This window comes from Kocuria subflava (assembly GCF_012163155.1).
GTDB classification, from domain to species: domain Bacteria; phylum Actinomycetota; class Actinomycetes; order Actinomycetales; family Micrococcaceae; genus Kocuria; species Kocuria subflava.
The window spans coordinates 56,735-70,496 of the sequence record NZ_JAAVUN010000006.1; the positions used below are offsets into that span (position 1 = coordinate 56,735).

Below are 13,762 nucleotides of genomic sequence, written 5' to 3' on the forward strand. Positions count from 1 at the left end.
GAGGCGGGGGCCCGCCCACACCCCCGGGGCCCCCACTGGGCCCGCGCCGCGGCGGGGGCCCCCTCCCGTAGGAAAGTCCCCCCCGGCGTCGTCGTCAGGAATCGAAGGAAATCAGCGCTGCGGGTAGTCCCGCTCGCCCTCACCCACGTAAAGCTGACGCGGACGGCCGATCTTGGTCTCCGGGTCTTCGATCATCTCCCGCCACTGGGCAATCCAGCCCGGCAGGCGGCCGATGGCAAACAACACGGTGAACATGCGCTCCGGGAAGCCCATGGCCTTGTAAATCAGACCCGTGTAGAAGTCCACGTTGGGGTAGAGCTTGCGCTCCACAAAGTAGTCATCCGCCAGAGCCTTTTCTTCCAGCTTCATGGCGATGTCCAGCATCTCGTTGTTGCCGCCCAGCTTCTCCAGGATGTCGTGGGCGTAACCCTTGATGATCTGAGCGCGGGGGTCGTAGCTCTTGTAGACGCGGTGGCCAAAGCCCATGAGCTTCACGCCGTCTTCCTTGTTCTTGACCTTCTCCATAAACGTGTCCGGGTCCATGCCCTCGTTCTGGATCTGGCCCAACATCTTCAGAACGGCCTCGTTGGCGCCACCGTGCAGCGGACCGTAGAGAGCGTTCACGCCGGCGGAGACGGAGGCGAAAATGTTGGCCTCGGAGGAGCCCACCAGCCGCACCGTGGAGGTGGAGCAGTTCTGCTCGTGATCAGCGTGCAGCATCAGCAGAACGTCCAAGGCCTTGGCCATGTCCGGGTCCACCTCATAATTGGCGGCCGGCACGCCAAAGCACATGCGCAGGAAGTTCTGCGCGTAGTTGAGGTCATTGTGCGGGTAGAGCATGGGCTCACCCACGGATTTCTTGTAGGCGTAGGCAGCCAGGGTGGGGACCTTGGCCAGCAGACGGATCGTGGAGATCTCGATCTGCTCGGGATCGTGAGGATCCAAGGAGTCCGCGTAGAACGTGGACAGAGCAGAGACCGCGGAGGAGAGCACCGGCATGGGGTGGGCAGAGCGCGGGAACCCGTTGAAGAACATCTTCAGGTCCTCATGCACCATGGTGTGCGTGGTGATGCGGTGCTCAAAGTCCTGGTACTGCTCCGGGGTGGGCAGCTCGCCGTAGATCAGCAGGTAGGCAACCTCAACAAAGTTGGACTTCTCCGCCAACTGCTCAATGGGGTAACCGCGGTAGCGCAGGATCCCGTTGGCGCCGTCAATGTAAGTGATGGCTGAACGAGCGTTGGCGGTGTTCACAAAGCCGGGGTCGTAGACCACGTTGCCGGTTTCCTTGAGCAAGGCGCTGACGCCGTAGCCGTTGTTGCCTTCGGCGGCTTCCAGAACCGGCAGATCCAATGTGCCGTTCTCGTAGTTGAGCTGGACGTTCTTGGCGTCGGTAGCAGACTCGCTCATGGATGTCCTCCGCGGTGGTATTCCGTGATCGTTGGCCCCTCAAGGCCTTCCGTAGGTCTCAGCTCACCCGCTCTGTGGGGCTGGGCGCTGAGGATGCGAGCGGTGGCAGGTACAACGGTGTATCCACCCCGCGCGTGTCTCAAGACACAGAAATCGCTGTGGTCCAACTTACTCGCATGATGGTTGAACAGGCCAATTTTCAGCGTTGCGCGTGACGTGCTAAGCGCACACGCCCCCTGGTCTCAGACTCCGCTGAGCCTGGTCACCGCGGCACTGATCCGTTCATCACTGCCGGTCAGGGACACCCGGACGTAGCCGGCACCGGCCTCTCCGTAGAACACGCCAGGGCCCACCACAATGCCCAGGTCCGCAAAACGCCCCACCGTGCTCCAGGTGTCTGCGTCGTTGTGGGGGCGGCTCCACAGGTACAAACCTGCCTCCGAGTGCTCCACCGTCAGACCAAAGGACTCCAAGGCAGGCAACAGCTGTTCCCGGCGTGCCCGGTAGAGGGCTTTCTGAGCGGCCACGTGGGCGTCATCGTCCAAGGCAGCCTTCATGGCAGCCTGGACCGGGGCGGGCACAATCATCCCGGCGTGCTTGCGTGAGTTGACCAGGTCTTTCATCAACGCGGGATCCCCCGCCAGGAAAGCTGCCCGGTAGCCTGCCAGGTTGGACTGCTTGGACAGGGAGTAAGCGCTCAACAACAAGGAGAGATCTCCCCCGCTGACAGCTGGATCCAGGACCGACGGCACCGCTGAACCACCGTGCGCCACGTCCCAGTCACCCCAGCCCAGTTCCGCATAGCACTCGTCAGAGGCCACCACCGCACCGATGGCACGAGCCTGGTCCACCAGCTTCTTCAGCGATTCGGGGCAGCGCACGATCCCGGTCGGGTTGCCTGGAGAGTTGACCCACACAAGGCGGACTCGGGCGCGAACGTCTTCGTCGAGCTCATCCAGGTCATCGGCGGCAACGTGCTCGGCACCGGCGATCTGGGCGCCGATGTCGTAGGTGGGGTAAGCCACCGTGGGGCGCACCACCACATCCCCGGCCCGCAGCCCCAACAGCAGCGGCAGCCAGGCCACCAGCTCCTTGGAACCCACCGTGGGCATGATCTGCTCAGGGTCCAGCCCGGGCACGCCGCGGCGTCGTCCAAACCAGGCGGCAATGGACTCCCGCAGCGCGCGGGTCCCGTGGGTGGTGGGGTAACCGGGGGCGTCCGCTGCCGCGGCCAGGGCATCCTGAACCACCAGGGGCGTGGGATCCACCGGGGTGCCGATGGACAGATCCACCACACCGTCCGGGTGCTGCTGAGCCGCGGCCCGGTAAGGCGCCATGGCCTCCCACGGGTACTCGGGCAGGGACAAGCCGAAGCCGCGCGCCGAATCCGTCACCAATCAATCCTGGTTCTGCGGGGGCAGGGCAGCAATACCCGGGTGGTCCTTGCCGGTGTTGCCGAGCTTGGCGGCACCACCGGGGGAACCCAGGTCATCAAAGAACTCGACGTTGTACTTGTAGTACTCGGCCCACTCGTCCGGGGTGTCGTCCTCGTAGTAAATGGCCTCCACCGGGCACACGGGCTCGCACGCACCGCAGTCCACGCACTCGTCAGGGTGGATGTAGAGGGAGCGCTCACCCTCGTAAATGCAGTCGACGGGGCACTCTTCCACACAAGCCTTGTCCTTGACGTCAACACAAGGCTGGGCGATCACGTAGGTCATGGAACTCAGTGGTCCTTTCTCACAATCGGGTTGGCATCCATCCTAAGGCGTCACCGCCCGCGCCCAAGTTCGGGCGTCATGAGCGCAACACTGCACGCTACGGTGGGCTGGTGACTTCCTCCCAGTCCCCCGTGGAACTGCTCCGCTCGCTTTCGCCCGGAACACGGGTGACCGTGCGATGGGCCCTACCGGCCGGGGATGCCTCCGGTAAGCGATACACCGATTCCATCGGCACCGTCGTGGGTCCGGGCCCGTCTTCGAGCCTCCTCCCCGACGACGACGCCTACCATGACCCCGGTCAAGATGGATCCCGTCCGGCGCAGAACAGCGCTCTTCCGGAGGGGAAGGGCGTGGATGCCACCGGTGGCGCCGATGCCGCTGAAGGTTCCGATGCCGCGGCGGGCGTTCTGATCCTGGAGACCCGCCGGGGCCGGGTGGAGATCCCCTGGGAGGCCGTCCGCCTGGCCAAGGCCGTTCCTCCCCCGCCGCCCAGGCGCGCCCCGCAAGCCTGACCGCGAGCGAGCCGATGATCCGCTGAGCGCCGGCACCCTCCCACCTTCCCCTTCACCCGCCGAGTAGGCCGTTTGATCGATGCTGACTGGGTCAGGGGCGATCAAACAGCCAACTCGGCATGGAGGCTGGGCCGAGCAGTCAGTTCTGCCGCTCATCTGACGCCCTGAACCGCCGAGCAGTGAGTTGTGCCGCCCGTCAGCGCTGATGGGCGGCACAACTCGACGCTCGACCAGCACCACCGGAGCAACTCACTGTTCGAGACGCACTGGACCGGCGACCTCCTCAAGACACAGAACCCAGTGAGCATGGTGGTCGTGAACCGGTGGGTCCTGGAAACCATGCGGTCCGAGTTCGCCTTCCACACACGAATAGGCCTTTTGATCGCCCCTGAGTGGGTCAGGGGCGATCAAAAGGCCTACTCGGCGGGGCGGGGTGGGAAGGGTGGGGTGGGGAGGGAAGGGCGGGGTGGTGTGAATGTGGGGTGGGGTCAGGCGGCTACGGTCCGACGGCGCTTGCGCCACCAGCGGCCCACGACCACCACCGAGAACAGGGTGGCCAGCAGAATGCCACCGAACCAGGCCAGGCCCACCCGACCGATGGCCGAATCGAAACCCAGCACGATCAGCGGGGAATCCGGGCGCAGGAACGCCAAGGCAAAAGCCACCGCGTAAGCCACCACGCCTGGGACGGCAGCAGCCCAGATCCGCCTGGTGGTGGCGCCGGTCCACACGGACACACTGACCACCAGAGCCAAGGCCAACAACACTCCCCACGGCAAGGCCAGACCGCCCAGGCGCAGGATGTTCCCGTGGACACCTGTTCCCAGGATTCCGGCCAACAACCCGCACACACCCGCCACGGTGAGGGTCACCGGGATGGAGGCCTGCTCCAAAGGATCGCGGCCCTGCCGGGAAGCATGAGGATCATCAGCAGCCGTTGAACCCGCACCAGCAACTCCGGCAACACCGGCGTCCGCCACACCAGCACCAGCACCAGACCAATATTCGGTGACCGCCGACAGCTCCGTTCCACCCACCATGCGGAAGGTCTCCACTCCACTGATCTTCTGCACCACCCCGTTGGAGAACGCAAAACTCAGCTCAGTGGGATCAGAGGGCAGGGTCACCTGGGTGGCATGGGCCTCCAACGCGGCACGCTTGGCGCCCAGATCCGCCGGATCAGCTCGAACCACGGCCTGCGGTCGTGCATCAGAGGCAACGAACTCCCCCTCGATTGCCCACACCATCGGCACATTCCACCCGCCACCTTGGGATCCGGCGCTGGATGCCAGCTCCACGGCCCGCATCGTGGCCTGCGCGGTGCGGATGTGGTCAGGGTGGCCGTAGCCGCCGTCGTCGTCGTAGGAGATCACGGCCAGGGGGCGCACGGTGCGGATGGCCGCGGCAATGTGGGCTGACACCTCCTCCACGGGAGCGGCGGTCAAGGCTGCCGGCGAGACGTCAGCGGCAGCGGTGGCTCGCCCATCCGCACCCCAGGCCATCCCGGAATCCAGATACCGATCCCGCCCGTGGGACAGCCCCACGGAAGGATCAACAGCCGGATTCTGCCCAGCAAACATCTGCGAGCGCACGCCCAGAGCCGCACACGCCGCGTGCAACTCGCCCACGCGGTAGTCGCCCAGGGCGGTGCCGTCATCGGTGCACCCGGGCTGCCCCACCTCCAGGTGACGCAGGTCCGCGGGAATGACCTCTCCGCGCTCGCCACGGGTCATGGTCAGCAGCGTGACCTCAGCCCCGGCGCGCGCCAGGTGAGCCATGGAGGCCCCGGTGACCACGGTTTCGTCGTCCGGGTGGGCGTGAACATAAAGCACCCGCGCCCCCACCGGGGAGACACCGGCCGGCAGAACGGAGGTCAGCGCATGCGGCAACACCGCCGCACCCTGTTGGGGGTACGACGGCGTTGCGTCAGTCGTGCGGTCAGGCTCAGGCACGTGCCCGCTGACGAGCAGCACGCACACGCTCATTGACGTCCAGGATCACCTTGCGGATGCGGATGGCCTCCGGGGTGACCTCCACGCATTCGTCCTCACGGGCGAACTCCAAGGACTCCTCCAAGGTGAGGATCTTGGGCGGGGTGAGGTTTTCAAAGTTGTCCGCGGTGGAGGAGCGCATGTTGGTGAGCTTCTTCTCCTTGGTGATGTTCACGTCCATGTCATCGGCACGCGCGTTCTCACCCACGATCATGCCTTCGTAAACCTCCTGCGTGGGCTTCACAAAGATGGTGCCGCGTTCCTGCAGGTTGATCATGGCGAACGGGGTGGCCACACCGGCACGGTCTGCCACCAGGGAACCGTTGGTGCGGTACTCGATCTCCCCGGCCCAGGGCTCGTAGCCGTCTGAGTAGGAGGAGGCGATGCCGGCACCGCGGGTTTCGGTCAGGAACCGGGTACGGAAACCGATCAGACCGCGGGAGGGAACCTTGAACTCCATGCGCACCCAGCCGGTGCCGTGGTTGGTCATGCCTTCCATGCGGCCCTTGCGAGCAGCCATGAGCTGTGTGATGGCGCCCAGGAACTCCTCCGGGGTGTCAATGGTCATGTGCTCCATGGGCTCATGGACCTTGCCGTCGACCTCCTTGGTCACAACCTGCGGCTTGCCGGCGGTGATCTCAAAGCCTTCGCGGCGCATCTGCTCCACCAGGATGGCCAGGGCCAACTCGCCACGGCCCTGGACCTCCCAGGCGTCCGGACGCTGAGTGGGCAGCACGCGCAGGGACACGTTGCCGATCAGTTCCTTGTCCAGGCGGTCCTTGACCTGACGGGCCGTGACCTTGGCGCCCTTGACGCGGCCGGCCAGCGGGGAGGTGTTGATGCCGATGGTCATGGAGATCGCGGGATCATCCACGTGGATCAGCGGCAGCGGGGCCGGGTTCTCCGGGTCGGTCAGGGTCTCACCGATGGTGATGTTTTCGATGCCTGCAACAGCCACGATTTCACCGGGGCCGGCGGATTCAGCGGGTTCGCGCTCCAGGCCCTTGGTGGCCAGCAGCTCGGAGATGCGTACGTTCTTCAGCTCGCCGTTGGAGCGGGCCCAGGCCACGGTCTGGCCCTTCTTCAGGGTGCCGTTGAAGATACGCAGCAGCGCCAGACGGCCCAGGAACGGGGAGGCGTCCAGGTTGGTCACATGCGCCTGGAGCACGCCTTCGTCGTCGTAGGACGGGGCGGGGATGTGATCGATGATGGTCTTGAACAGGGGCTCAAGGTCCTCGTTCTCCGGCAGGTTGCCATCCCCCGGGTTCTCCACGGAGGCCCGGCCGGCCTTGCCGGAGGCGTAGACCACGGGGACGTCCAGCACGGCGTCCAGGTCCATCTCCGGGTAGTCCTCGGCAATGTCCGAGGCCAGGCCCAACAACAGGTCCATGGACTCGCCCACGACCTCCTCGGAACGGGCATCCGGACGGTCGATCTTGTTGACCACCAGAATCACGGGCAGCTTGGCTTCCAGGGCCTTGCGCAGCACGAAGCGGGTCTGGGGCAGCGGACCCTCAGAGGCGTCGACCAGCAGCACCACACCGTCCACCATGGACAGACCGCGCTCCACCTCGCCACCGAAGTCGGCGTGACCCGGGGTGTCGATCACGTTGATGGTGATCTTCTCCCCCTTGGCGGAGGGGCCGTCGTAGAACACGGTGGTGTTCTTGGCCAGGATGGTGATGCCCTTTTCCTTCTCCAGGTCACCGGAGTCCATCACGCGTTCTTCCACTTCACCGTGAGCGGCAAAGGCGTGGGTCTGCTGAAGCATGGCATCCACAATGGTGGTCTTGCCGTGGTCCACGTGGGCCACGATTGCCACATTGCGGAGGTCGGTTCGCTGGACAGTGCTCATACGCTTAAGGGGTCTCTCTCTGCGAGATCAAGTGATACGAGATCAAAAATCAGGTGGGGCTGCGGCTGGGCAGCCTGCGGAAGTCTACCCCGCAGACCGTGATTTCAGGCCGGATCATCAGGAATGTGAGACGGAGTACGGTGGGGTCGGCTCCATCTCACCCACCGTGTTGTGCACACCGAGGTTCCCATGCTCTCCGATCTCTCCCTGACCGCCGCTGTCCTTGCGGCCGGCGCGATTCTGATCGGCTCCACGTTGCAGCGCCTCTCCGGAACCGGTGTGGGTCTGGTGGTCACCCCCGTGCTTTCCCTGATCTTGGGGCCCGTTGCCGGGGTGCTCATGACCAATGCGACGACGACGGTCTCCGGGTTCACCATCATGCTCTCCGTGCGCAACAGGATTCAGTGGCGCAAGGCAGCGGTCATCATTGCCACGGCCCTGCCCGGAGCCGTGGTGGGGGCGCTGCTGGTGTTGATGATCCCCGCCGCCTGGTTGCAGATCATCATCGGTTCCCTGGTGCTGTTGGCCTTGATCCTGACGGTCAGCACCCCACGACTTCCCCGTGCAGCAGACCGCACCACGCTGCCGCTGGCCGGCCTGGTGGGTGGGGTGCTCAACACCGCAGCAGGTGTGGCGGCACCGGCCATGGTGATTGCAGCCCGCCTGACACGGTGGGACCAGAGGGCCTTCGGCGCGACGTTGCAGCCGATCTTCATGTTCATGGGTTTGTTCTCGGTGATCACCAAGTCCGTGATGGGCGCCGGAGTCGTTGACCTGCCGCCGTGGTGGGTGCTGCCGGTCGTCGTCGCTCTGGTGTTGGCCGGGGTGGGGATCGGCACCGCTTTGGAGACCAAGGTGCCCCCGTTGAGGGCGCGCACCCTGGCTCTGATCATTGCCGGGGCCGGTGGTGTGGCCGCCGTGGTCAAGGGGATCATGACCCTGGTGTGAGCGTCATACCCGGGGATGACTGCGGGACATGCATACATGGGCCTGTCGTCGGATGATCTCAAGCCCCGGTGAGAGCAAGCTTGGAGTATGTCGCACCAACACCCCGCCCCAAACTCTCCTGAGACCTCCTCCTCGCCCTCACCTGATGCCCCGTGGGGCAACACCGCAGCCCCCAGCGTGATGGATGCTGCCGTGGTGGCCCAGCATGTGTCCCGCACTTACGGCTCCGGCGACTTGTCCGTGACAGCGCTGCGGGACGTTTCCCTGACCATTGAGCGCGGGACCTTCACCGCTGTGGTGGGTCCCTCCGGTTCCGGCAAGTCCACCCTGGTGCACTGTCTGGCCGGCCTGGACTCCCCGAACGCCCGACCGGAAACCGTGATCCAGGTGGGTGGCCAGGACATCACCCGCATGAATGACAAAAAACTCACCGAGTTCCGCCGCGAACACGTGGGGTTCGTGTTCCAGGCCTTCAACCTGGTCCCGGTGCTGACCGCTCAGCAGAACATCGAGCTGCCGCTGACCCTGGCGGGCAAGAAGCTGGACAAACAACGACTGGGTGCCGTTGCCCAGGCGCTGGGCATCACGGACCGCTTGGAGCACCGTCCGGATGAGTTGTCCGGCGGCCAGCAGCAGCGCGTGGCCATTGCCCGCGCGCTGATCACCGATCCAGATGTGATCATTGCCGATGAGCCCACCGGCGCCCTGGACACCGAAACCACCGCGCAGGTGTTGGGTCTTTTGGCGGACACGGTCCACAACCAGGGCCACACCGTGGTGGTGGTGACCCACGACTCCCGCGTGGCGGACTACGCGGACCGCACCATCCGAGTCCAGGACGGGCGGATTGTCTCTGATGAATTCGTGAAAGGCGGCAGGGTGGGCAGCCTTCACGGCTCCTCTGCTGTGACCACCCACGACGACGACGTCCGCTCACCGGGTACCCCCGGCCGCGGCAACCGCCTGGGCGCCTCCCAGCCCTCCATTGCGTCCTTGGCAGATGAGATCCGTCAGCGCGGCGGTGAGCTCTGATGCGCCGAATCGTGTTGAGCCGACTGCAACTGCAGTGGGCCCGCTACGTACTGATAGCCCTGTGTGTGGCCGTCTCCGCGGCCTTCGCCACCGCCTCCATGATGTTGAACTCCACCATGAACGCCTCACTGGTGAGCAGCATCGCCGAAGGCACCAAGAATGCCGATTTGGTGGCGACCCCCAAAGTCACCACTGAGGGCGTCATGGACTCCACCTCCTACCTGACCGTTGAGCAAGCCCATGACTTTGCGGACCTGGATGGCGTGGACAGCGTCTGGCCTGCGATGTACACGTACACGGCCGTGGAGGGACAGTCATCATTGGACGGCGGTCTGAGTCTGGCCGAGGCACCGGAGGACTCCACGCTTTTTCCCTGGAAGCTCACGGAGGGGGATTTCCCCACCCAAGACGGCCAGGTGCTGTTGACCTCCAGCCGAGCTGAATCCCTTGGGCTTGCTGTGGGGGACACCATCACGGTGCAATCCACGGAGTACTACGACGGCATGGGAGCCACTGAGCCTGGGGACGGCACGGCATCAGTGGATCCTGAGTCCGCGGGTTCCATGGCACCTGGAGATCTCCCCACGGACATGGGACAGCTACAGCCACCCCAATCCGTTCAGCTGACTGTCACCGGCCTGGCGGATGTGCCGGAGATGAGCTCCTTTGTCCACGGGTGGGTCACAACGTCCCAGTTCCAGGAAATCTCTCCCATGCCCTATGACGACCTAGGAGTGGGCTCCGAAACCCAGATTCGTCTGGCAGACGGTGCTGACCTGGAAACCGTCCGGCAGGAGTTGAACCAATCGCTGCAGAACCAGGACCTGAGTATGGAGGTCCTCACCCCGCAGGAGCAGTCCGACCGGATCCTGGAGCAGATCTCCGGGGAGTCCAACGTGATGTTGGCTTTCTTGCTGGCCTTCGCCCTGTTGGCCGCGATCGTGGCGTTCTTGGTCATCACCACCACATTTGGTGTGCTGACCGCCCAGCGTGCCCGTGAGTTGGCGTTGTTGCGATGCCTGGGTGCCACGGGTCCACAGATTCGCCGCTCCGTGATCCTGGAGGCCCTGGTGATTGGCTTGATCGCCTCCACCGTGGGAATCGCAGCCACCGTGGGAATCGGCTTTGCTCTGGGGCACATCCTGCCCGAATGGGTGGTGGTGGCAGTGTCCCTGCGGGACATTCTGGCCGGATTGGCCCTGGGTGTTGTGGTGACGCTGTTGGCCTCGCTGGGCCCTGCCCGCCGCGCCATGCAGGCCTCTCCCCTGGACGGCATGCGCGGTTCACGCACCAGTGACCGTCTGCCGGCACTCCGCACCGTGTTCGGCGTCCTGTTGCTGCTGGGTGGCGCGGGCACGCTGACCTGGGCCGCCGTGGTCCAGGACCAGGCCGTGGCCGGGATCGTTGCCGGTGCCGCCACGGGCGTTGGTCTGATCCTCACCTCACGCCTGTGGATGCCCACCGTTGTTTCCGGTTTGGGCAAGCTGCTGCCCGGCAAGACCGCCTCCACCTTGGCCGCAGCCAACGCGTCCCGTCACCCGGGTCGCACGACGACGACCGCCACCGCCCTGCTGATCGGGATCACCCTGGTGACCACGGTGCTGACGGGACACGCGGTGGCCCAGCGCTCCATCTTGGAACACCTGGATGAACGCACGCCGGTGGACATCACCATTACCCACAGTGTGGATGACCAGACGCAGGGGATGCTCGGCAACCAGCCCAACGTGGTGGGCGTGGAGCGCGTGGACGGTGAAACCCACGTTGACCTTGAACAGGGCATCAGTGGACGCAGCACCTCCGCATCAGTGGCAGCCATTGCAGACCTGACGGATTCGGATCAGTACCAGATCGGCTCGGTCGCGATGGAGAAAGCCACCTACGTGGACATACTGAACATCATGTTGGGTGTGGCGTTGGGTCTGCTGGGCGCTTCCGTGCTGGTGTCCGTGTTGGGCATCGCCTCCACCATGTCCTTGTCCGTGTTGGAACGTACCCGGGAGAACTCCCTGCTGCGAGCACTCGGTCTCTCGCGGCGGCAGTTGGCCTCCACCATTCGCCGGGAAGCCTTGTTGATTGCAGCAGCCGCTTGCCTGGCCGGTGTTGCCGCGGGATGGCTCCTGGGCACGGCGGTGGTTCGCTCCATGGTCACGGATTCCGTCCCGGTGCTCTTGACGGTCCCGTGGGTTGGTTTGATGGGCGTCGTCGTGGGTGGGTGGTTGACGGCCATGCTGGCAGCAGCGCTGCCCACACTGCGGGCCACGCGGGTCTCCCCGGTGGAGGGGCTGGCCTCGATTGACTGATGCGGTCAGGCCCCACGTGTCCGTGGCGCGTTGGATCGAGGACCACCCAGTGGTCGCCAACGCCGTGGTGGTCTCTGCACTGTGCGCCATCACGGTCCTGATGATGTCCGGTTTGGGATTCTCGGGCACGGCGGGAGCAGCCATGTTGGCCGCCCCCGTCTACCTCAGGATTCACAAACCGGTCTTGGCTGCGGTTCTGGTGGCGGTGGCCGCCCTGACAGCCACGGTGGTGCTGCAGACCTGGCCGTTTGCCGTGGGACTGTGGGCGGTGCCCATGGTGGTGCACCGGGTGGCGGCTCGTAGCTCAGGCCGGGCACGGTTCGGGATTCTGGCCCTGGCCATGTTCACAGCCCTGGTGGTCACGGTCATCAGTCCACGCTGGTCCTCGCCGTTGTTCTCCGTGGAGGGTTTCAGTTACGGCAGTGTGGACTGGTGGGCCGGCCTGCTGCTGATCACGCCCCTGATGTGGCTGACCATTGTCACCGCCTACCTTTTCGGTGACCTCAAGCGGGTCAAATGGGAGCGGGAAGTCGCCTTGGCCCAGCGTGCGCAGGCACTCTCCGACCGCGCCGAGGCACTGGCCGCCTGGGCACACCGCCTGGAGGTGGAACGGGATCAGGAGGTTCGGCTGGCCGCACAGGATGAACGCACCCGCATTGCCCGGGAAATGCACGACATCGTGGCTCATTCCCTGTCCGTGGTCATCACCCAGGCCGATGGCGCGCGGTATGCGGCCTCCCAGGATCCACAGGCCGCCACGGACACTCTGGCCCGAATCTCCGTCACCGCCCGCGATTCCTTGACTGAAATGCGGCGCCTGCTGGGGATCTTGCGCACGGAGGAGGGACCCTTGACCGCACCGGTGCCTGGGTTCGGCAACCTGCCGGAGCTGGTGGCGGGGGTGCGTCAAGCCGGCCTGCCGGTGGAGTTGGTTCTCCCCCGCTCCGACGACGCCGTGGCCGCCCTTCCGCCCGGTGCCTCCTTGGCCATCTACCGCCTGGTGCAGGAAGCTCTGACCAATGCGCTCAAGCACTCCCCCGGCGCCACGGCCGCCATGGTCCGCATCCGCACCGGGTGGGAATGGGTGGAGGCTGTGGTGATCAATGACGGTGTGCTCACGGAGGTGGATTCCACCACCACCAAGCCCTTGCCGTCCTCCGGGCAGGGACTACGCGGGTTGGCAGAACGACTGGGTGTTTACGGTGGTCAACTTCAAGCGGGTCCGGTTCCGGAGAATCCTGACCGGTGGATGGTGCGCGGGTGGGTGCGAACCCGCTCGAGTGCCGCCTCCCAACAGAAAGGTGGGTCATGAGCACCCCAGATTGCCCCATCCGTGTGCTGCTGGTGGATGACCAGCCCCTGGTACGCGGTGGGTTCTCCATGTTGATCGGGTCCCAGCAGGACCTGAAGGTGGTGGGGGAAGCCGGCGACGGCGCCCAGGCGGTGGATGTGGTCCGCATGATGGGCCGCTCAGGTGAGGGGCCCGACGTCGTTCTGATGGACATTCGCATGCCGAACATGGACGGGTTGGAGGCCACCCGGGAAATCCTGACCGTCGATCCGGCCGTGACCGTGGTGCTGCTGACCACCTTTGACCTGGATGAATACGCGCTGGACGGGATTCGTGCCGGGGCCAGCGGGTTCCTGCTCAAGGACGCCATGCCGGAGGAACTGCTCTCCGCCATCCGCACGTGTCACCGCGGGGATGCCGTGATCGCGCCGTCCACCACGCACCGTTTGATGCAGCGATTCATTGACCCACCGCGTCCGGAGGCACAACCGGATCCGCGCCTGGAGACGTTGACCCCGCGGGAACGGGAGGTTTTTGTGCTGGTGGGACGCGGGCTGTCCAATGCGGAGATCATGGCGGAGCTGGTGCTTTCCGAGCCCACGGTCAAAACGCACGTGTCCCGGATCCTGGCCAAGCTCCAGGCCCGGGACCGGGTGCAGCTGGTGGTCATGGCCCACGAAACCGGCCTCCTTTGAACACAGC

At 65.2% G+C, this 13,762-nt stretch carries 11 protein-coding genes; 6 read left to right on the forward strand and 5 right to left on the reverse strand.

The annotated features are described in order from the left end of the window. Positions 1 to 111: 111 nt before the first annotated feature. The 3 genes from GTW58_RS04645 to fdxA form a co-directional block, all read right to left on the reverse strand. Entirely contained in the window at positions 112 to 1,407 is a 1,296-nt protein-coding gene (locus tag GTW58_RS04645; RefSeq protein WP_119933195.1) for a citrate synthase, read from the reverse strand. 242 nt (positions 1,408 to 1,649) lie between these two features. Next, complete coding sequence (dapC, locus tag GTW58_RS04650) at positions 1,650 to 2,801, reverse strand: succinyldiaminopimelate transaminase (RefSeq protein WP_119933219.1); 1,152 nt, start codon at positions 2,799 to 2,801, stop codon at positions 1,650 to 1,652. Positions 2,802 to 2,804: 3 nt separating this feature from the next. Further along, on the reverse strand, positions 2,805 to 3,128 hold the full coding sequence (gene fdxA, locus GTW58_RS04655; RefSeq protein ID WP_047691948.1) for a ferredoxin: 324 nt from the start codon (positions 3,126 to 3,128) through the stop codon (positions 2,805 to 2,807). Positions 3,129 to 3,238: 110 nt separating this feature from the next. On the opposite strand from fdxA, the gene GTW58_RS04660 reads away from it, so the two are divergent. After that, a complete protein-coding gene (locus GTW58_RS04660) occupies positions 3,239 to 3,640 on the forward strand; it encodes a hypothetical protein (RefSeq protein WP_047691947.1) in 402 nt (133 codons plus the stop codon). Between the two features lie 488 nt (positions 3,641 to 4,128). On the opposite strand, the gene GTW58_RS04665 is transcribed toward GTW58_RS04660, so the two are convergent. Next, entirely contained in the window at positions 4,129 to 5,613 is a 1,485-nt protein-coding gene (locus GTW58_RS04665; RefSeq protein ID WP_232818079.1) for a PIG-L family deacetylase, read from the reverse strand. After that, on the reverse strand, positions 5,585 to 7,486 hold the full coding sequence (gene typA / locus GTW58_RS04670) for a translational GTPase TypA (RefSeq protein WP_047688207.1): 1,902 nt from the start codon (positions 7,484 to 7,486) through the stop codon (positions 5,585 to 5,587). Before typA ends, GTW58_RS04665 begins: the two co-directional genes overlap by 29 nt. A 171-nt stretch (positions 7,487 to 7,657) precedes the next feature. Between typA and GTW58_RS04675 the strand changes: the two genes are divergently transcribed. The 5 genes from GTW58_RS04675 to GTW58_RS04695 all read left to right on the forward strand — a co-directional run bounded on the left by GTW58_RS04675 (position 7,658) and on the right by GTW58_RS04695 (position 13,755). Then, on the forward strand, positions 7,658 to 8,434 hold the full coding sequence (locus GTW58_RS04675) for a TSUP family transporter (protein WP_342453293.1): 777 nt from the start codon (positions 7,658 to 7,660) through the stop codon (positions 8,432 to 8,434). Between the two features lie 87 nt (positions 8,435 to 8,521). Continuing rightward, positions 8,522 to 9,466 (forward strand): ABC transporter ATP-binding protein, encoded by a 945-nt coding sequence (locus tag GTW58_RS04680; protein ID WP_232818080.1) that lies wholly within the window; start codon positions 8,522 to 8,524, stop codon positions 9,464 to 9,466. Next, on the forward strand, positions 9,466 to 11,769 hold the full coding sequence (locus tag GTW58_RS04685) for an FtsX-like permease family protein (protein WP_119933294.1): 2,304 nt from the start codon (positions 9,466 to 9,468) through the stop codon (positions 11,767 to 11,769). Before GTW58_RS04680 ends, GTW58_RS04685 begins: the two co-directional genes overlap by 1 nt. 22 nt (positions 11,770 to 11,791) lie before the next feature. After that, positions 11,792 to 13,081 carry a sensor histidine kinase gene (locus GTW58_RS14530; protein WP_425338827.1) on the forward strand — a complete coding sequence of 430 codons (1,290 nt, stop codon included), beginning with the start codon at positions 11,792 to 11,794 and terminating at the stop codon, positions 13,079 to 13,081. After that, the gene (locus tag GTW58_RS04695; RefSeq protein WP_119933295.1) at positions 13,078 to 13,755 is read left to right on the forward strand and encodes a response regulator; all 678 of its coding nucleotides are present in this window, start codon (positions 13,078 to 13,080) and stop codon (positions 13,753 to 13,755) included. The genes GTW58_RS14530 and GTW58_RS04695 overlap by 4 nt, the downstream gene beginning before the upstream one ends. Positions 13,756 to 13,762: the final 7 nt, after the last annotated feature.